The organism is Ralstonia sp. ASV6 (assembly GCF_016429285.1).
Lineage (GTDB): Bacteria > Pseudomonadota > Gammaproteobacteria > Burkholderiales > Burkholderiaceae > Ralstonia > Ralstonia flaminis.
In genome coordinates, this window is record NZ_JAELUI010000112.1 from 1 (window position 1) to 18,116 (window position 18,116).

General features: G+C 64.3%; 16 protein-coding genes. 9 read left to right on the top strand and 7 right to left on the bottom strand.

Features of this window, described 5'->3' with window-relative positions; all coding sequences use genetic code 11:
- Window positions 1–76 precede the first annotated feature (76 nt).
- Both hemDX and JHD73_RS20050 read left to right on the top strand, forming a co-directional pair.
- Window positions 77–2,176, top strand: coding sequence for a fused uroporphyrinogen-III synthase HemD/membrane protein HemX (gene hemDX / locus JHD73_RS20045; protein WP_199031983.1), 2,100 nt, complete (start codon window positions 77–79; stop codon window positions 2,174–2,176).
- A 2-nt stretch (window positions 2,177–2,178) separates the two neighbouring features.
- Complete coding sequence (locus JHD73_RS20050) at window positions 2,179–3,372, top strand: heme biosynthesis protein HemY (protein ID WP_199031984.1); 1,194 nt, start codon at window positions 2,179–2,181, stop codon at window positions 3,370–3,372.
- A 58-nt stretch (window positions 3,373–3,430) separates the two neighbouring features.
- Here the strand turns inward: JHD73_RS20050 and JHD73_RS20055 are convergent, their stop codons facing one another.
- From JHD73_RS20055 to JHD73_RS20065, 3 genes are all read right to left on the bottom strand, one after another.
- On the bottom strand, window positions 3,431–4,753 hold the full coding sequence (locus JHD73_RS20055; protein ID WP_199031985.1) for an MFS transporter: 1,323 nt from the start codon (window positions 4,751–4,753) through the stop codon (window positions 3,431–3,433).
- Window positions 4,754–4,886: 133 nt separating this feature from the next.
- Entirely contained in the window at window positions 4,887–5,645 is a 759-nt protein-coding gene (locus JHD73_RS20060; RefSeq protein WP_199031986.1) for an SDR family oxidoreductase, read from the bottom strand.
- Between the two features lie 42 nt (window positions 5,646–5,687).
- Window positions 5,688–7,124, bottom strand: coding sequence for an aldehyde dehydrogenase family protein (locus tag JHD73_RS20065; RefSeq protein WP_199031987.1), 1,437 nt, complete (start codon window positions 7,122–7,124; stop codon window positions 5,688–5,690).
- 177 nt (window positions 7,125–7,301) lie between these two features.
- Here JHD73_RS20065 and ppa point away from each other — a divergent pair, with 177 nt between their 5' ends.
- Window positions 7,302–7,829, top strand: a complete 528-nt coding sequence (gene ppa / locus JHD73_RS20070; protein ID WP_199031988.1) for an inorganic diphosphatase — start codon at window positions 7,302–7,304, stop codon at window positions 7,827–7,829.
- A gap of 303 nt (window positions 7,830–8,132) precedes the next feature.
- A complete protein-coding gene (locus tag JHD73_RS20075; protein ID WP_199031989.1) occupies window positions 8,133–8,330 on the top strand; it encodes a hypothetical protein in 198 nt (65 codons plus the stop codon).
- A gap of 68 nt (window positions 8,331–8,398) precedes the next feature.
- Here JHD73_RS20075 and JHD73_RS20080 read toward each other — a convergent pair whose 3' ends face one another.
- The gene (locus JHD73_RS20080; protein WP_199031990.1) at window positions 8,399–9,613 is read right to left on the bottom strand and encodes a GNAT family N-acetyltransferase; all 1,215 of its coding nucleotides are present in this window, start codon (window positions 9,611–9,613) and stop codon (window positions 8,399–8,401) included.
- A gap of 55 nt (window positions 9,614–9,668) precedes the next feature.
- Between JHD73_RS20080 and JHD73_RS20085 the strand changes: the two genes are divergently transcribed.
- From JHD73_RS20085 to glnK, 3 genes are read left to right on the top strand one after another with little or no spacing between them, the layout of a single operon-like run.
- Window positions 9,669–11,306 carry an NAD+ synthase gene (locus JHD73_RS20085; RefSeq protein ID WP_199031991.1) on the top strand — a complete coding sequence of 546 codons (1,638 nt, stop codon included), beginning with the start codon at window positions 9,669–9,671 and terminating at the stop codon, window positions 11,304–11,306.
- 21 nt (window positions 11,307–11,327) lie between these two features.
- Window positions 11,328–11,954: a class I SAM-dependent methyltransferase gene (locus tag JHD73_RS20090; protein ID WP_199031992.1), complete on the top strand. Its 627-nt coding sequence runs from the start codon at window positions 11,328–11,330 to the stop codon at window positions 11,952–11,954.
- A gap of 14 nt (window positions 11,955–11,968) precedes the next feature.
- Entirely contained in the window at window positions 11,969–12,307 is a 339-nt protein-coding gene (glnK, locus tag JHD73_RS20095) for a P-II family nitrogen regulator (protein ID WP_045787417.1), read from the top strand.
- Window positions 12,308–12,348: 41 nt separating this feature from the next.
- Here the strand turns inward: glnK and JHD73_RS20100 are convergent, their stop codons facing one another.
- The 3 genes from JHD73_RS20100 to trxB all read right to left on the bottom strand — a co-directional run bounded on the left by JHD73_RS20100 (window position 12,349) and on the right by trxB (window position 14,758).
- A complete protein-coding gene (locus tag JHD73_RS20100; protein ID WP_199031993.1) occupies window positions 12,349–12,972 on the bottom strand; it encodes a trimeric intracellular cation channel family protein in 624 nt (207 codons plus the stop codon).
- Between the two features lie 42 nt (window positions 12,973–13,014).
- Window positions 13,015–13,680: a Smr/MutS family protein gene (locus tag JHD73_RS20105; protein ID WP_199031994.1), complete on the bottom strand. Its 666-nt coding sequence runs from the start codon at window positions 13,678–13,680 to the stop codon at window positions 13,015–13,017.
- Window positions 13,681–13,801: 121 nt separating this feature from the next.
- Window positions 13,802–14,758: a thioredoxin-disulfide reductase gene (trxB, locus tag JHD73_RS20110; RefSeq protein WP_199031995.1), complete on the bottom strand. Its 957-nt coding sequence runs from the start codon at window positions 14,756–14,758 to the stop codon at window positions 13,802–13,804.
- A 212-nt stretch (window positions 14,759–14,970) separates the two neighbouring features.
- On the opposite strand from trxB, the gene JHD73_RS20115 reads away from it, so the two are divergent.
- On the top strand, window positions 14,971–17,313 hold the full coding sequence (locus tag JHD73_RS20115) for a DNA translocase FtsK (protein WP_199031996.1): 2,343 nt from the start codon (window positions 14,971–14,973) through the stop codon (window positions 17,311–17,313).
- Between the two features lie 89 nt (window positions 17,314–17,402).
- Entirely contained in the window at window positions 17,403–18,050 is a 648-nt protein-coding gene (lolA, locus tag JHD73_RS20120) for an outer membrane lipoprotein chaperone LolA (RefSeq protein WP_199031997.1), read from the top strand.
- Window positions 18,051–18,116 lie beyond the last annotated feature (66 nt).

Below are 18,116 nucleotides of genomic sequence, written 5' to 3' on the forward strand. Positions count from 1 at the left end.
GAACGGCGGTGCGCGTGAGATTCTCGCCATGCTGGGCGCCGACGCCCCGCCCGCTACCTAACATCCACGGCTCGCCATGGACGATCGCTTGCCACCCTCATCCAGCGCGCTACCTGTCGCCGATTCGGCCGCCACTGTGCCTGTGGTTGTGGTGACGCGTCCGCGCGCGCAGGCACCCATGCTGGTGACGGCGTTGGAGCGCCACGGCTTGCGCACGCACCAGTTTCCGTTGCTGGACATTGCGCCGACGCCGAACCTGGACGACCTGCGCGCCGCGCTGGGCGATCCTTCGCGCTATGCGCTGGTGGTGTTTGTGAGCCCCAATGCCGTACAGCAGGCGTTTGCCGCCATGCCGGAAGGGTTCCGCTGGCCGCAGGAGGTGCCGGTGGCCGTGGTGGGCCCCGCCAGTGCGCAGGCCCTCGCCACGCACGGCGTTGCTCCGCCTGCGCATCGCGTGATCCGGCCCGACACCCACGCCGACGACGCACGCCAGGATTCCGAAGCCCTGTACGCGCGGCTGGATGTGCCGTCGCTCAGCGGCCGAGAGGTGCTGATCGTGCGCGGCAACGGTGGCCGCGAATGGTTGGCCGACCAATTGCGCGAAGCCGGTGTCTCAGTGCGCACGGTCGAGGCCTACCGCCGCAGCGTGCCTGTGCCCGATGCCGCCGCCTGGGCTGCGCTGCGCAATGTGCTGGCCACCCGCCATGCCTGGACGCTTACCAGTTCCGAGGCCGTACGCAATCTCGACGATCTTGCGCGCGCCAACCTGACGCCCGCCGAAGTCAATACGCTCCACGGTGCACCTTGCTTTGCGCCGCATGCGCGCATCGTTGAACAGGCTGAGTCGCTGGGCTTTCGCGACGTGAAGCTCACCGGTGCCGGCGATGATCGCCTGCTTGCTGGTGTCCTGGCCTGGGCTGGCCCTGTGCCAGCGTCCGTGCCGACGCCGCCCGCCCCAGCACCGGCTGAATCGAATACTCCTCCTTCTTCTCCCACTGTGACGCAGACTCCCGTTCCCTCGTCCGCTCCTGCCGCAAAGCCTGCGGCCGCCCAGCCGAGTCCGGCGCCGGCAGTTTCGTCTGCCCCCGCATCGTTCGCGCCAACCATGACCGTCAACCATGCACCGCGACGCGGTGGTTGGCTGATCTGGGCGGTGTTGGCCGTCATTGTGGTTGCAGTGGCTGCGCTGCAGGTGCGCAACGAACGCCTGGCGCGTGAGATCCGCCAGCGCGGACAGCAGAACGAAGCACTGGCGCAAGAGATGCGCGTACTGTCCAGTGCTGACCGGGACGCGGTGGGCCAGTTGCAGCAGAAATTTGGCGCGCTGGATGCCCGTACAACGGAAACCCGTGACCGCCAGGGCGCGCTGGAGCAGGCCAGCCAGGATCTGCTGCGCAACCGCGACGATTGGCAGCGCGCCGAGATCGAGCGCTCGATTGAAGTCGCTGCCGAGCAACTCCAGCTCACTGGCAACGTGAGCGGTGCGCTGGCCGCGCTGCAGACCGTCGATGCGCGTCTGGCGGCGCTCAACAAACCGCAGTTCAACGCAGTGCGCCGTGCCGTGGCACGTGATATCGCCAAGCTCAAGGCCATGCCGTCGATTGACCTGAGCGGCGCCGCCATCCGCTTGGACGATGCGATCAACGCGGTCGATACGTTGCCGCTCGTGTCGTCGGCCCAGCCGCTGGATGCGGAGCAGGCCGCGCAGGCACCGAAGGCGCGTCCTGCGAAGAATGCCAAGGCCGTGGCGGCTGCATCGGCGTCGGCGCCGGCGGCATCGACGCAAGTGGGCACCGGATGGTCGGCCGGCGTGCGCGCCTGGTGGGGCCGTCTGTGGAGCGACGTGCGTGGTGAGCTGGGCCAGATCGTGCAAGTGCGCCGCGTGGATCAGACAGAAGCGTTGCTGCTGTCGTCGGATCAAGCGTGGTTCCTGCGCGAAAACCTCAAGCTGCGTCTGATGAATGCACGTCTTGCGCTGCTGTCGCGCAACGACGCCGTGTTCCGCGCCGATCTGGGCCGCGCCGATACGCTGCTCGCGCGCTACTTCGACACGCAATCGCAGCGCGTGACCGCAGTGCAGAACCTGCTGGCGCAGGTGCGCACGACGGTTGGCACGCTGGAGGTGCCGACGCTGGCTGACAGCCTCGCTGCTGCGCGCGGCCAGGGCAAGGAGTGAGCATGCGCTGGATATTCTGGATTGCGCTGCTGTTTGCCGCCGCCGTCGGGCTGGCGCTGTTTACCGAACTCAATCTGAGCAACGTCGTGCTGTTCTACCCGCCATATCGGGTGGAGATGTCGCTCAACTTCGTGCTGGCTGCGTTGCTGGTGACGTTCGTGGTTCTGCATTTGGTGATGCGCCTGTTCAACCATGTGGCGGGCATGCCGGCACGCGCAGCAGCTTACCGTGAGCGCACGCGCATCCTGCGTGCTTCCGCTGCGTTGCGTGAAGCAATGGAGAGCCTGTTTGCCGGCCGCTTTGGCCACGCCGAGCGCCAGGCTCGCGAAGCCCAGGTCTGGGAGGCACAGCGCGAAACTGCTGCACTGATTGGCGCACGCGCTGCGCACCGCATGCAGGAAACCGAGCGCCGCGATGCGTGGATGGCCGAGGTGAAGTCGCCAGACCGTGAACAGGCGAAGCTCGTATCGATGGCGGAACTGCTGGTCGATGCGCGCGATGCCGAAGGCGCCCTGGAGAAGATCGCGCAACTGCAATCGCACGGTGCACGGCAGATTCAGGCGCAGCGGATTGCCCTGCGTGCGCACCAGCACTTGAAGAACTGGAGCGAAGTGCTGCGCCTAACGCGCGCGCTCGAGAAGCGCAACGCCATTCACACGGTGCTGGCCGCGCGTCTCAAGCAGATGGCGTGCGAGACGTTGCTGACCGAACGCCGTCATGATGCCGACGCGCTCAACACCTTCTGGCGTGAACTGACGGCGGAGGAGCGTCGCTCGCCGCGTATCGCTTCGCAGGCCGCACTGTATTTTGCGCAGTTGGGCCGCACGGACGACGCCAAGCGTATCGTTGAAGACGGTCTGAAGGCGCATTGGGATGGCCGCCTGATCCGCCGCTACGCGGATTGTGCGGTGCCCGGCAAGGCGCTGCCGCTGATCCAGCAGGCCGAGAAATGGCTCACGCAGCATCCGGTGGATGCGGACCTGTTCTATACGCTTGGCATGCTTTGCTTCAAGGAGCAGCTCTGGGGCAAGGCGCAGGCGAGCCTGGAGTCGGCGCTGAAGTATGCCGATGCCGATCACCACGGCAACCTGCGTGCCCATGCGCACCTGGCTCTCGCGCAGATGTACGAGCAAACCGAGCGGCAGGAAGAGGCCCAGCGCCACTACCGGCAAAGTGCACTGCTTGCCGTGAAATGAACAAGGCCGGGAGATCCCGGCCTTTTTTGTTGCGTGGGTGTCGTTGTGCGGGGGACGCCTACTTGTTCACCTTCGACGCTGGCACCGACAGCGTAAGGATCGCACCCAGCACCATCGACGCAGCCAGCATGTACATGCCGGAATCGGTGCTCTTGGTCGCGTCTTTCAGCCAGCCAACGGCATAGGGGCTGATAAAGCCCGCGAGGTTCCCCAGCGAGTTGATGAGCGCAATGCCAGCCGCCGCGCCCGTACCGGCCAGAAACGCGGTCGGCAGGCTCCAGAACAGCGGCAACGTGGTTAGTATGCCCATGGTGCCGAGTGTGAGCGCAGCCATCGCCAGCGTTGTATTGGTGTGCCAGACGGCTGAGAGCACCAGCCCGATCGCACCCGCCACCGCCGGAAGGGCAATGTGCCAGCGGCGCTCGCGCGTGCGGTCTGCGCTGCGGGCGACCAGGATCATGGCGATGACAGCCGCGCCATACGGAATCGCCGTTAGCAGGCCCACCGAGAAAGGATCTGCCACGCCGGTCTGCTTGATGAGCGTCGGCAGCCAGAAGCTCACGCCATACAGGCCCATCACGAAGGTGAAGTAGATCCCGCTCATCAGCCACATACGCGGGCTGGCCAGCACCGTGCGGATCGGCGGGTCTTCTTTCTCGGCGTCTTCCGCAGCGATGTTGCGGGTGAGCAGGGCTTTCTCGTCGTCGGTCAGCCACTTGGCGTGGCTGATGCGGTCATCGAGGTAGAGCAGCACGACGACGCCGACGATGACCGACGGAATGCCCTCGATCAGGAACATCCACTGCCAGCCGGCCAGACCGTACTTGCCCGCAAAGGCGGTCATCGCCCAGCCCGACAGCGGCCCGCCGATCACGCCCGAGAGTGCCACCGCCGTCATGAAGAAGGTGGTGGTGCGCCCGCGCCGCTGCGCCGGATACCAATAGGTGAGGTACAGGATGATGCCCGGGAAGAAGCCGGCCTCGGCCAGCCCAAGCAGGAAGCGCATCACATAGAACATGGCCGGCGTGGTCACGAACATCATGGCCGCCGAGATGACACCCCACGAGATCATGATCCGCGCGATCCACATGCGGGCGCCTACGCGATGCAGGATCACGTTGCTCGGCACCTCGAAGAGGAAGTAGCCGATGAAGAAGATGCCTGCACCCAACCCGTAGATGGTCTCGCTGAACTTCAGGTCGTTGAGCATCTGCAGCTTGGCGAAGCCAACGTTGACGCGGTCGAGATACGCGACCACGTAGCACAGCAGCAGGAACGGAACCAGACGCCACGTCACCTTGCGGTAGGTGGCTTCTTCAAATGCACTTGCGGATTGCGGCAGGGTGCTCGCGCTACCCAGGGGTGGGGTGGTGAGGGCCATCGGGTCTCCTGTGTTGTTATGAGTTCAGGCCGAGAGCACAGAATCACCAACCTCGCACCAACTTCGGCCCGGAAAACCGCCACCGCATTCTGCGCCTGTCGGACGGGCGCGCCAAGACGCCCGCCGGCAGGGTTTATACGCAGCGCCCGCCGTCTACCTCCAGGCACGTGCCCGTGATGAACGCCGCCTCATCCGAGGCCAGGTACAGGCACGCATTGGCCACATCCTGCGGCGTGGACAGCCGCCCCATCGGAATCGTCGCCAGAAAGCGCGCGCGGTTCTCAGGCGTATCGGGCATGCCCATGAACTGTTCGATCAGGCCTGTGGCACCCATTACTGGGTTGACGCAATTCACGCGGATCTTGTCCGGCCCCAACTCCGCCGCCATCGCCTTGCTGGCTGTGATGACAGCGCCCTTGCTGGCGTTGTACCAGACGAGCCCCGGCCGCGGCCGAATGCCCGCAGTGGACGCCACGTTGACGAACACGCCGCCACCGCGTTCGCGGAAGTGCGGCACCATGTGGCGCGCCGTCCAGTAGATGCTCTTCACGTTGACGGCCATCACACGGTCGAACTCGTCTTCGGTGATCTGCAGCAGCGGCTTGTTCTTGTGTGTGGTGCCGGCGTTGTTGATGACGATGTGCAGATCGCCGTACCGCGCGAGAGTGGCGCCCAGCAGCTTGGCGACCGAATCACCGTCCGACACGTCGGCGTGCACGAAATGCGCATCGCCGCCAGCTACGCGGATGGCATCGGCCACACGCTCGCCGGCCTCGGCGTTCAAGTCATTGACGACCACGCGTGCGCCTTCGCGTGCAAAGGTGTTGGCGATGCCTTCGCCAAAGCCCGAACCCGCGCCCGTGACGATGGCGATCTTGCCGGCAAGCCGCATGGTGTCTCCTCGTGGTGTTGGTGTTGTGTTGTTTGTGTTGCTTTAGCCGTGGCGGATAGCGATGGTTTTCAAGGTGGTGAAACCGTACAGTGCCTCGAAGCCCTTTTCGCGGCCGTGGCCCGATTGGCCCGTGCCGCCAAAGGGCAGCTCCACGCCGCCGCCTGCGCCGTAGTTGTTGATGAAGACCTGGCCCGCCTTGAGCTTGCGCGCCAGGCGAAGCTGTCGTCCGCCGTCGCGCGTCCACACCCCGGCCACCAGACCGTATGGCGTGCCATTGGCCAGCGCAAGGGCTTCGGCCTCGTTGTCAAAGGGCAGGGCGGCCAGTAGCGGGCCGAACACCTCTTCCTGCGCGAGGCGGTGCGTGTGCGGCACGTCGCGCAGCAGCATCGGTGCCTGGTAGTAGCCGGTCTCCGGCGCCTCGGGCACCACCTGCCCCTGCGCCATCACAGGAATGTTGGCGTGCTGCGCATCCGAGACGAAATCCCACACGCGCTGCTGCTGCTTCGGGTTGATCAGCGGGCCGCAATCCAGGTCCAGCGACGCCGGCCCCACCTTGATCGATTCGAATACCGTGGCCAGTTGATCCAGCACGGCTTCGTAGATGCCGCGCTCGATCAGCACACGGCTGCCGGCCGAGCAGGTCTGCCCTGCGTTCTGGATGATGCCGTTGACTACCGCTGGGATCGCCGCTTCCAGATCCGCATCGGCAAACAGGATCTGCGGAGACTTGCCGCCCAGTTCCAGCGTGACGGGCACGTGGTTTTCGGCGGCCGCCCGCACGATGGCCTTGCCCGTTTCCGGCGACCCGGTGAAGGACACATGGTTGATGCCCGGATGCGCCGCCAGTGCCGCGCCGGCCTCGTGGCCGTAGCCGGTCACCACGTTGAGTGCGCCATCGGGTAGTCCGGCCTCTGCGGCCAGTTCGGCCACGCGCAGGATCGACAGGCACGCATCTTCGGCCGGCTTGACCACGCACGCGTTGCCTGCGGCCAAGGCGGCGCCCACGCTGCGCCCGAAGATCTGCATCGGGTAATTCCACGGGATGATGTGCGCCGTCACGCCATGCGGCTCGCGCACGGTCAGCACGGTGGTATCCGCCGGATAGGGGATGGTCTGGCCGTGCAGCTTATCCGCCGCCCCGGCGTAGAACTCGAAGTAGCGGGCGATGGCGCGGGCATCGGCGCGGGCCTGGCGCATCGGCTTGCCGGTATCGCGGGCTTCCAGGCGGGCGAGTTCTTCTTCGTGATCGGCCAGGCGCAGGGCCACGTGCATGAGCAGCCGGCCGCGCTCGGCTGGGCTCAACTGGCCCCAGACACCCTCAAAGCCACGCCGCGCAGCATGCACGGCCACGTTGATGTCGGTGGCGTTGCCACGGGCGATCTCGGCAAACGGTTGGCCGTCGGACGGGTCGAACACCTTGATGCGCATGCCCGAATCGGGCGACATCAAGCGGTTGGCGATGAAGTGCTGGGCGTGCATAAGGGGGTTCCTGCAAAGATCGGCAACGCACGATTTTCGCACGGGCCGAGTGTTCGTAGAGGGAGGGTGGGGGGCAACCGGGTGTCAGGCGCTATAATGCCCGCCGACAGTTTTTCTGGCTTTTTTCAACCATTTGCGTCGCGTTTTTACGCACCTCGCGCATTCCGGAGCATTTCCATGAGCTTCAACAACGTCTCGCCGGGCAAGGACATCCCCAACGACTTCAACGTCATCATCGAGATCCCGGCGCAGAGCGACCCGGTCAAGTACGAAGCCGACAAGGAAACCGGCATGCTGCACGTGGACCGCTTCGTGGGTACCGGCATGCGTTACCCGGCCAACTACGGTTTCATTCCGCAGACGCTGTCGGGTGACGGTGACCCGGTGGACGTGCTGGTCGTTACGCCGTTCCCGCTGATCCACGGCTGCGTGGTGCGCTGCCGTGCCCTGGGCATGCTGAAGATGACGGACGAGTCCGGTGTGGATGCGAAACTGGTGGCCGTGCCGGTCAACAAGCTGAGCCCCGCCACCGCGCACATGACCGACCTGTCCGATATCGGCCAGAACCTGCTGGATCAGATCAAGCACTTCTTCGAGCAGTACAAGGCGCTGGAAGCCGGCAAGTGGGTCAAGGTCGAGGGCTGGGGCGGCATTGAAGAGGCCCACAAGGAAATCGTCGACGGCGTGGCCAATTACAAGAGTTAAGACACCTTAGTAATTTGCCGTACGTCTGGTCAGACAAAGTCCCGGCATCCGTAAGGATGGCCGGGATTTTTTGTTTGCAGTGGCGAAATGACTGCAATGTTGGGGTGCCCGTCAACCCGCACCGCATCGCCATTTGCGGCGATTGAATATCGCATCATGCATTTTCTGGCGGGATATCGCGCTCAGTGCATGAATGGGCTGACGCAATCCTGCTATACAGAGATTTAAGTAACGCTCATTTGCCCGTCGGAAACGGCACCTCTAGACTCCCGGTCAAGTTTGACTCCAACCCTTGGTACTGCGATGTTGAACAAGACCGTTGCTGTTCCCGTGCTTTCTCTCATGGCCATGGCCGCCTTTACCGTGTGGGCGCTGCTTGCTGGTCCGGCTGATGCCGCACATGCCGGCGAACGTGGTGTCGCACCGGCTGGCGCCTTGCCGGCTGCGGGTGCCTGCCCGGCGCATTGCCCTGTTCCCGCGCAGAAACTTGCTGCACGATAAGCTGCTCCGCGTCCGGCATTGTTGCGGACGCTGTCTCTTCCGCCTTCGCGGTTCTGCCCTCGGCTGTTCTACTCCGGACGCTGCCTGAACGGCGAGCGGTCCATCAGTTCGTCCAGATACGCCTCCATGCCAGCCGTCTCACGGTCGAGGAACCGGCCGACTGCATCGGCAAAGGCCGGATGCGCGAGCCAATGCGCCGACAGCGTTGCCACGGGTTGAAAGCCGCGCGCCATCTTGTGCTCACCCTGAGCGCCACCCTCGAAAGTGCGGATGCCGTGCTCGATGCAGTACGTCAGCGGCTGATAGTACGCCGTCTCAAAGTGCAGGCAGGGGTGATGCTCGACCGCGCCCCAGTAGCGGCCGTACATGACCGACGCTTCTGGCCGCGCATCGACCACCAGCAGCGCGCTGGCGATGTCGTTGCCATTGCGTGAGGCGATCACCAGCAGCAGGTTCTCCGGCATCGTCTGGCCGATCTGGCGGAAGAACTCCAGGTTCAGGTAGGGCGAGGAATGATGCTCGCGGTAGGTGGTGCGGTAGCAGCGGTGGAAGAAGCGCCAGTCGGCATCGGTGGCTGCCGCGCCAGGGACGTGGCGAAAGGTGATGCCGGCGTCGTGCACACGGCGGCGTTCGGCGCGGATGTTCTTGCGTTTCTTCTGCTCCAAGGCGGCAAGAAAATCGTCGAAGCTGCCGAAGCCTGCATTGCACCAGTGGAACTGCACCCCCTGCCGTAGCAACATGCCTGCGGTGCGCATCTGCTCAGCTTCCGCTGCAGTCGGGAACAGCACGTGCAGCGAAGACAACGCGCTTTGTTGCGCCGCCGCCAGCAGTGTGTCGAGCAGGGCGGCACGCGCGTCAGCGCTATGCGCCAGCAGCCGTGCGCCTTGCACCGGTGTAAAGGGGATGGCGGACAACCACTTCGGGTAGTACTCCAGCCCGTGCTGCGCATACGCATTGGCCCAAGCCCAGTCGAAGACGTATTCGCCATAGGAGTGGCCCTTCACGTACAGCGGCGCCGCGGCGGCCAGTGTTTCTCCGTGTGCACCGTCTTCCCACAACGTCAGGTATTGCGGCGACCAGCCCGTGTCGGGCGATGCGCTGCCGCTCTCGTGCAGGGCGTGCAGGAAGTCGTAGCGCAGGAAGGGCGTCGCCTCGGGCTGCTGGGCGAGCAGGGCGTCCCATGCGTCGCGGCCGATGTCGCGCAGATCGGTCACAAGCCGCATGCGATAATGATGTGATCCGGCGCGGGTTTCGGGTTCGGAAGCGATGGGGCGGGAGGTCATGCCGCCGATTCTAATTCCAGCCTGGGGTGCTGCGCTTGCATCTCACATTGCCCCCATGACCGTCACTGTCGCTCTTGCCCAGATCAACTGCACCGTCGGCGATTTCGCCGGCAATGCCGCCCGCATCGTCGCCGCTGCGCGTGACGCGCACCAGGCTGGTGCGCGCATTCTCCTCACGCCGGAGCTGTCGCTGACCGGTTATCCGCCCGAAGACTTGCTGCTGCGCCCGGCCTTCATTGACGCCAGCGCCCGCGCACTCGATGCATTGATCGCCGAGTTGGCGGCCTTCCCGGGCCTGCACGTGCTGATCGGGCACCCGCAGATCTCGCTGGAGGCTCCCGCGCCCGGCGTGCTGCCTAAGCCCACCAACAGCGCCACCGTGGCCGTGGATGGCCGCGTGGTCGGCCGCTACAACAAGCTCGACCTGCCCAACAACGAAGTCTTCGACGAGAAGCGCTATTTCCAGCCCGGCACCGAGCCCTTCGTGTTCGAAGTGGGCGGCACGCGCTTCGGCATCATCATCTGCGAAGACGCTTGGTACGCCACCGCCACCGCCTATGCGAAGGCGGCCGGTGCGCAGGTGGTGCTGATCCCCAATGCTTCGCCGTACCACCTCGACAAGGAGGACCTGCGCGAGCAGATCGTTGGTGCGCGGGTGAAGGAGTCGGGGCTGCCGCATGTGTACGTGAACCTGGTCGGCGGGCAGGATGAACTCGTGTTCGACGGCGGCTCATTCGTGCTGGATGCCGAAGGCAAGGTCGTCGTGCGGATGGGCCAGTTTGTCGAGGGCGTCGGCTACGTGCAGTTTAGTGGCGGCAAGGCACTCCCCGGCACGATCGTGCCCGAGGCCCCGCTGGAGGCGCAGGTCTACGAGGCGCTCAAGCTGGGTGTGCGGGACTACCTCGGCAAGAACGGCTTCCCGGGTGCAATCATCGGCCTGTCGGGCGGTGTCGATTCGGCGTTGGTGCTGGCAATTGCTGTCGACGCACTGGGCGCTGACCGAGTGCGTGCGGTGATGATGCCCTCGCGCTACACGGCCGATATCTCGTGGGTGGATGCGCGCGACATGGCTGCCCGCCTGGGCGTGCAGTACGACGAAATCCCGATTGCGCCGATGTTCGATGCGTTCAGGGGGGCGCTGGCGGAAGAATTCCGTGGTCTGCCGGAAGATGCGACGGAGGAGAACATCCAGGCGCGTATCCGCGGCACGCTGCTGATGGCGCTGTCCAACAAGTCTGGCCGCATCGTTCTGACGACCGGCAACAAGAGCGAAATGGCGGTCGGTTACTGCACGCTGTACGGCGACATGGCCGGCGGCTTTGCCGTTATCAAGGACATCTTCAAGACGTTGGTCTATCGGCTGTGCCGCTACCGCAATACGCTGTCGGAGGTGATTCCAGAACGCATCCTGACGCGCGCACCGTCGGCGGAGCTGCGTGAGAATCAGACCGACCAGGACAGCCTGCCCGAGTACGACGCGCTTGACGCCATCGTGCAGCGCTACATGGAACAGAACCAGCCGGTGGCCGACATCATTGCCGCGGGGTTTGCCGAAGCCGACGTGCAGAAGATCGTGCGCCTCATCAAGATCAACGAGTACAAGCGCCGCCAGGCCCCGGTGGGCATTCGTGTGACGCAGCGTGCGTTCGGTCGTGATTGGCGGTACCCGATCACCTCGCGGTTCAAGGAATAACCGGGCGAATAAGCCGACACCATGCTCGACTACTACGCCAAACGTGCCCCCGAATACGAGCGTATTTATACGAAGCCTGAGCGGCAGGGCGATTTGGCGTGGTTGAAGGCGCGCGTGCGCGACGTGACCCGTGGCGCGCGGGTGTTGGACCTGGCCTGCGGCACCGGTTTCTGGACCGAGGCAATGGCGGATGCGCGCAGCATCGTCGGCGCGGATTACAACGACACAGTGCTGCGCATCGCACGTGGCAAGGGCATCGCCGGCGCGGCGTTCGTGCGGGCCGATAACGATGCGTTGCCGTTCGTACCCGGCACGTTCGACGTGATGACGGCGGGCTGCTGGTGGTCGCATGTGCCGCTGCAGCACTTGCGTCAGCATGTCGAGGGTCTGCATCGCGTGCTCGGGCCCGGCGTGCGCGTATTGTGGTTCGATAACCAGTATGTGTTCGGATCGAGCACGCCCGTTGCCTACAACGACGAACATGGCAACACGTGGCAGCGTCGCCCGCTGCGCGACGGCAGCGAACACGATGTGCTGAAGAATTTTCCGGACGACCGGACCCTGCTGGAGACAGTGGCCGGTATCGCCTCCGATGTGCGCATTAACCGGCTCCAGTATTATTGGACGCTTGAATACCTCACCAACTAGTTAGCGAGACACCCATGAAACAGATCACCGCCATCATCAAGCCCTTCAAACTGGACGAAGTGCGCGAGTCGCTCGCCGACGTGGGGGTGACTGGCCTGACCGTCACCGAAGTCAAGGGTTTCGGCCGCCAGAAGGGCCACACCGAGCTGTATCGCGGCGCTGAATACGTGGTCGACTTCCTGCCGAAGATCAAGATCGAGGTGGTCGTGGCCGACAGCCAGGTCGAGAACGTGATCGACACCATCGTGAAGGCCGCCAAGACGGGCAAGATCGGCGACGGCAAGATTTTCGTGATGCCGGTTGAGCAGGTGATCCGCATCCGCACTGGCGAGAAGGACGAAGCCGCTGTTTGAGCGAGGCTTCTGACCGGTGTGGCAGCGCCGGTCAGCGTTGATCAACGCGGTAAGGTGATGTTCCAGCGCAGCGTCACCAGCCGCCCGATCACTATCCCCAGCGTGGCGATCACCACGGACACGCTCGGCAGCAAGTCCGTGAACGTCAGCCCAACGTAGAGGAAGCACCCGAGAAACGCGCAGGTCGCGTACGGGTGGTTGTCCCGCAGCAGCATGGGCACTTCGTTGCAGACCACATCACGCAGCAGGCCACCAAAGGCTGCCGTGATCACGCCCATCATCACCGATACGAAGATCGGTACGCCCGCATCGAGCGCCAGTTGCGTGCCCAGCACGCCAAACAGGCCCATGCCGATGGCGTCTGCCACGATCAGCACGCGGTCGGACACCAACTGGCTCACCAGCCGGATCACCCAGTTGGCAAACAGGCTCATGATGAACAGCGCGAGCAGGTAGTGCTCGTGCTCGACCCAGTAGAAGGGCCGCCGATCGAGTAGCAGATCGCGCAGCGTGCCGCCGCCAAAGGCCGTCAGGAAGGCCACAATGAATGCACCCACAGCATCGAGCTGGCGCCGTTTCGCCTCGGCCAGCCCCGAGATGGCGAATGAGAAGACCGCGAGGATCTCCATCCAGTGCATCACCAACTGCAGGCGGCTCACGTGCATGGGCGTGTTGTTCTTGATGTGGGCAAGGTGGGGTGTTGGGTGTCAGGAGCTGTGTGGCTGGCGCAGCAGCACCAGTACCGCGCCTGCGCCACCGGCCGTGTTGCGTGGCTCGACAAAGGCGATCACTTCTTCCTTCTGCACCAGCCACGAGCGCACTTTGCCTTTGAGTACCGGTGTCTTGTCGGGCGAGCCCAGACCCTTGCCGTGGATCACGCGCACGCAGCGGATGCCGCGCTGTACGGCACGGCGCAGGAAAGCGGCCAGCGCCTCGCGGGCTTCTTCACGGCGCAGGCCATGCAGGTCGATCTGATCTTGCGTGGCCCATTCGCCGCGGCGCAGCTTCTTGAGCACGTCTTCGCCGATGCCGGGGCGGCGGAAGGAGAGTGTGTCGTCGGTTTCCAGCAGGTTGTCGACGTCGAATTCGTCCGACAGCGAGGCATCCAGTACGCGCTTGTCCTCTGCGCGCGAATGCACAGGGTCGGGCGCAGGCGGATTGCGCGGATGCTCAACGCGCTTGTTCTGGCGCAGTGCCGTCACCCCGCCGACGTTCGCGCGGAACACGTTGGCCTCTTCTTCTGCCTTGCGCGCGGCGGCTTCGGCGCGTTGGCGTTCGGCCTCGCGCGCCTCGGTTTCGTGCTTGAGCTGTTCGCGCAGCTTGCCCAGGTCGGTCAGGCTGAGCTTATTGGCGGGGGTGGGGGCGCGTTTCATGGCGACAGGCGAATCAGGGTGGAGCGTGCGTCGATTATACGAAGGCGCCGCACATGACAAAACGGCCGATGGAGTCCCATCGGCCGCGTTGTTTGAACCCGGGAAACTGGGGGCAGGGAGTTTATTCCTGACCTTCCAGGTAGCGTTGGGCGTCCAGTGCCGCCATGCAGCCCGTGCCGGCGCTGGTGATGGCTTGGCGGTAGATGTGATCCTGCACGTCGCCGGCAGCAAACACGCCCTGGATGTTGGTGGCAGTGGCGTTACCGGCCAGGCCGCTCTGCGTGCGGATGTAGCCGGTTTCGTTCATCTCCAGCTGACCCTTGAACAGATCGGTGTTCGGCTTGTGGCCGATGGCAATGAAGACGCCGGCCACCTTGAGCTCTTCGGTCTTGCCCTCGTTGTCGTTCGTGCCCTTCAGGCGGGCGCCGGTCACGCCCGAGTCGTCGCCCAGGATCTCGTCGAGGACCATGTTGGTCTTGATCTCGATCTTGCCTTTCTTCTCCTGCTCATGCAGGCGGTCGATCAGGATCGGCTCGGCGCGGAACTTATCGCGGCGGTGGATGAGCGTGACCTTGCTGGCGATATTGGCCAGGTACAGCGCTTCTTCCACGGCGGTGTTGCCGCCGCCCACCACGGCCACTTCCTGGCCCTTGTAGAAGAAACCGTCGCAGGTGGCGCAGGCAGACACGCCGCGACCGGCAAACTTCTCTTCCGACGGCAGGCCCAGGTATTGGGCCGAGGCGCCGGTGGAGATGATCAGCGCGTCGCACGTGTATTCACCCGAATCGCCAATCAGGCGGATCGGTTTTTCGTTCAGGTGCGCGGTGTGGATGTGGTCGAACACGATCTCGGTGTTGAAGCGCTCTGCGTGCTCCAGGAAGCGCTGCATCAGCTCGGGGCCTTGCAGGTGTTCGCGGTCGGCGGGCCAGTTTTCCACGTCAGTGGTGGTCATGAGCTGACCGCCCTGGGCCAGGCCGGTAACCAGCACCGGGTTCAGGTTGGCTCGGGCGGCGTAGATGGCTGCCGTGTAACCGGCGGGGCCGGAGCCGAGGATCAGCACTTTTGCGTGTTTTGCCATGATGCGTTCCGTAGTTGCGCGGCGCGTGGGGTGAAGCTTCCGCCGTGCAGGGTAGGTGAGGGTGACGGGCGACATTATAAAGTGGCACCCCCTCGTCCGCCCGGTTGTAAATTCCAATGGCAGTGATAGGGGCGCGTTACAATCCTTGGCATCGTATTTGTGCTGTCTCTAAGCCGCGCGGGCCTCGCCCAAGCGGCGCACCCGTCTCCCGCATGGCCCGAGCTTCCACCACTCCGACGACCCGTACCGATCCCGCCGCACTGCCGTCCCGCATTGGGCGGCTGCTAGGCGAGGTCCGCTGGTTCCTGTTGCTGGCGGTGACCATCGCCTTCCTGATCATCCTGCTTTCCTACAATCGGGCCGACCCCGGTTTCACCCACGCTAGCCAGGTCGACGAGATCCGCAATCTTGGCGGGCGCGTGGGGGCGTGGCTGGCAGACCTGCTGTTGTTTGTTTTTGGGGCCTCCGCCTATTGGTGGGCGTTGCTGCTGGTGCGCCGCGTCTGGCGGGGTTGGCGTGAGTTGATGTCGGACGAGCGCCTGCCGCGCACCGCGATGCCGCGCGTAGACGCTGGCGTCACTTGGATCGGTTTTGCGCTCATCCTGGCCTCCAGCATGGGGCTGGAAGCCATCCGCATGTATTCGTTGCATATGAAGCTGCCACGTGCGCCGGGCGGTGTGCTGGGCGACCTGATTGGCGGGGCGATGCAGCATTCGCTGGGTTTTACCGGTGGCACGCTGGCGTTGTTGTTTGCGTTTCTGGTCGGGTTGTCGCTGTTCTTCCATTTTTCGTGGCTGAACCTGGCTGAGCAGATCGGCGCGGGTGTCGAGATGCTGTTCGTCGGCTTCAAGACGCGCCGCGAGAGCAAGCAGGATCGTGCCATTGGCGAGGCCGCCAAGGTCGAACGTGAAGAGGTGGTTGAAACTCGCCGCGTGCGCATCGAAGAATCGCCGCCGGTGCAGATCGTGCGCCCAACCGCCGTGGTCAAGAGCGAGCGTGTGGAGCGGGAGAAGCAGCAGCCGCTGTTTGTCGACATTCACGATTCCGACCTGCCGCCGCTGGCGCTGCTCGATCCGATCCCGCCCGTGGTGGAAACCGTGAGCGCCGAGACGTTGGAATTCACCTCGCGCCTGATCGAGAAGAAGCTCAAGGATTTCGGCGTGGAAGTGCAGGTGGTGGCGGCCTATCCGGGCCCGGTCATTACGCGCTACGAGATCGAGCCCGCGACGGGTGTGAAGGGCAGCCAGATCGTCAACCTGGCGAAGGATCTGGCGCGTTCGCTGTCGTTGGTGTCCATCCGCGTGGTGGAGACGATTCCGGGCAAGAACTGCATGGGCCTGGAGTTGCCGAATCCGAAGCGCCAGGCCGTGCGCCTGTCGGAGATTCTCGGCTCGCAGGTCTACAACGAGAGCGCTTCGCAGCTCACGCTTGCACTGGGCAAGGACATCGCCGGCAAGCCGGTGGTGGCTGATCTGGCCAAGATGCCGCACTGCATGGTGGCCGGTACCACGGGCTCTGGTAAGTCGGTCGGCATCAACGCGATGATCCTGTCGCTGCTGTACAAGGCCAAGGCCGATTCGGTGCGCCTGATCCTGATCGACCCGAAGATGCTGGAGTTGAGCATCTACGAAGGCATTCCGCACCTGCTGTGCCCGGTCGTGACCGATATGCGCCAAGCCGGCCACGCACTGAACTGGGCCGTGGGCGAGATGGAGCGCCGCTACAAGCTCATGAGCAAGATGGGCGTGCGCAACCTGGCCGGCTTCAACAAGAAGATCGAGGAAGCCGCCGCGCGCGAAGAGAAGATTCCCAACCCGTTCAGCCTCACGCCTGATGCGCCGGAGCCGCTCGACAAGCTGCCGATGATCGTCATCGTCATCGACGAGCTGGCCGACCTGATGATGGTGGTCGGCAAGAAGGTCGAAGAGCTGATTGCGCGGATTGCGCAGAAGGCACGTGCCGCAGGTATCCACCTGGTGCTGGCGACGCAGCGTCCTTCCGTGGATGTGATTACCGGCCTGATCAAGGCCAACGTGCCGACGCGCATCGCCTTCCAGGTCAGCAGCAAGATTGACTCGCGCACGATTCTCGACCAGCAGGGCGCCGAAGCGCTGCTGGGCATGGGCGACATGCTCTATCTGGCGCCCGGTACCGGCTTGCCGGTGCGTGTGCACGGCGCGTTCGTGTCAGACGAAGAGGTGCACCGCATCGTCGACAACCTCAAGGCGCAAGGCGAGCCGAACTACATCGAGGGCATTCTCGAGGGTGGCGTGGTTGACGGCGAGGGCGGCGGCGATGGTTTTGGCGGCGGCGCGGGCGTTGCAGGCGCTGGCGGCGAGGCCGACCCGCTGTACGACCAGGCGGTCGACGTGGTGCTCAAGAACCGTCGCGCATCGATCTCGCTGGTGCAGCGTCACCTGCGTATTGGCTACAACCGCGCTGCACGCCTGCTGGAAGATATGGAAAAGGCGGGGCTTGTCTCTGCCATGTCCGGCAACGGCAACCGCGAAATTCTGGCGCCCAACCGCAACGGCAACGTCGTCGAAGAGGAATGACGCTGTCGTTACATCGCGTTACCGCGCCAGCGGAATGTTCCGGCGCGGCCGGTTACTAACAACAAGATCAACTGCTTACCGGGATTCCTATGTTTGTGTTGAAAGCACGTCACCTGATGGCCGCTGGGTTGGTATCGCTGGCGGCGTGGTCAGCCGGCGCCTATGCGGGCGCGGTCGAGCAGCTCAACGCCTTCGTGAGCAACGTCACCACCGCACGCGGAGAATTCGTGCAGCGCCAGGTCAAGGGCGGCACCAACGGCAATCCGCTGCGCCTGGCGGGCACCTCCAGCGGTGATTTCTCCTTCTCGCGCCCGGGCCGCTTCGTCTGGCGTTACGTGAAGCCGTATGAGCAGCAACTGTCGGCCGACGGCCAGACGCTCTACATCTACGACAAGGATCTGAGCCAGGTGACCGAGCGCAAGCTTGATGCGTCGCTCGGTTCCAGCCCGGCCGCCATCCTGTTCGGCAGCAATGACCTCGCCAAGAACTTCACGCTCAAGGAAGGCGGCACCAAGGACGGCATCGACTGGGTTGAACTCACGCCCAAGGCGAAGGACACCCAGTTCGAGCGCATCGCCATCGGCTTTCGTAGCGGCGAATTGCAAGGGATGGAGCTGCGCGACGCCTTCGGGAACACCACGCTGCTGACGTTCTCGAACATTCAGAAGAATCCGCAACTGCCGGCCAACGCGTTCCGCTTCGTGCTACCCAAGGGGGCAGACGTTATCAAGCAGTAACGCGTGCAGGCCGGTTTTCGACAAGGAGACCGACCATGCCTTTGCCGTTCACCACATCGCTGCAGC

What these genes read in the sequence shown, in the direction of transcription:
- ppa (WP_199031988.1), top strand. Translation starts at nt 7,302, where the DNA reads ATGAGCTTCAACAACGTCTCGCCGGGCAAGGACATCCCCAACGACTTC.
- JHD73_RS20105 (WP_199031994.1), bottom strand. Translation starts at nt 13,680, where the DNA reads ATGAAACGCGCCCCCACCCCCGCCAATAAGCTCAGCCTGACCGACCTG.
- JHD73_RS20050 (WP_199031984.1), top strand. Translation starts at nt 2,179, where the DNA reads ATGCGCTGGATATTCTGGATTGCGCTGCTGTTTGCCGCCGCCGTCGGG.
- trxB (WP_199031995.1), bottom strand. Translation starts at nt 14,758, where the DNA reads ATGGCAAAACACGCAAAAGTGCTGATCCTCGGCTCCGGCCCCGCCGGT.
- lolA (WP_199031997.1), top strand. Translation starts at nt 17,403, where the DNA reads ATGTTTGTGTTGAAAGCACGTCACCTGATGGCCGCTGGGTTGGTATCG.
- JHD73_RS20060 (WP_199031986.1), bottom strand. Translation starts at nt 5,645, where the DNA reads ATGCGGCTTGCCGGCAAGATCGCCATCGTCACGGGCGCGGGTTCGGGC.
- JHD73_RS20075 (WP_199031989.1), top strand. Translation starts at nt 8,133, where the DNA reads ATGTTGAACAAGACCGTTGCTGTTCCCGTGCTTTCTCTCATGGCCATG.
- hemDX (WP_199031983.1), top strand. Translation starts at nt 77, where the DNA reads ATGGACGATCGCTTGCCACCCTCATCCAGCGCGCTACCTGTCGCCGAT.
- JHD73_RS20065 (WP_199031987.1), bottom strand. Translation starts at nt 7,124, where the DNA reads ATGCACGCCCAGCACTTCATCGCCAACCGCTTGATGTCGCCCGATTCG.
- JHD73_RS20115 (WP_199031996.1), top strand. Translation starts at nt 14,971, where the DNA reads ATGGCCCGAGCTTCCACCACTCCGACGACCCGTACCGATCCCGCCGCA.
- JHD73_RS20100 (WP_199031993.1), bottom strand. Translation starts at nt 12,972, where the DNA reads ATGCACGTGAGCCGCCTGCAGTTGGTGATGCACTGGATGGAGATCCTC.
- JHD73_RS20080 (WP_199031990.1), bottom strand. Translation starts at nt 9,613, where the DNA reads ATGACCTCCCGCCCCATCGCTTCCGAACCCGAAACCCGCGCCGGATCA.
- JHD73_RS20085 (WP_199031991.1), top strand. Translation starts at nt 9,669, where the DNA reads ATGACCGTCACTGTCGCTCTTGCCCAGATCAACTGCACCGTCGGCGAT.
- JHD73_RS20090 (WP_199031992.1), top strand. Translation starts at nt 11,328, where the DNA reads ATGCTCGACTACTACGCCAAACGTGCCCCCGAATACGAGCGTATTTAT.
- glnK (WP_045787417.1), top strand. Translation starts at nt 11,969, where the DNA reads ATGAAACAGATCACCGCCATCATCAAGCCCTTCAAACTGGACGAAGTG.
- JHD73_RS20055 (WP_199031985.1), bottom strand. Translation starts at nt 4,753, where the DNA reads ATGGCCCTCACCACCCCACCCCTGGGTAGCGCGAGCACCCTGCCGCAA.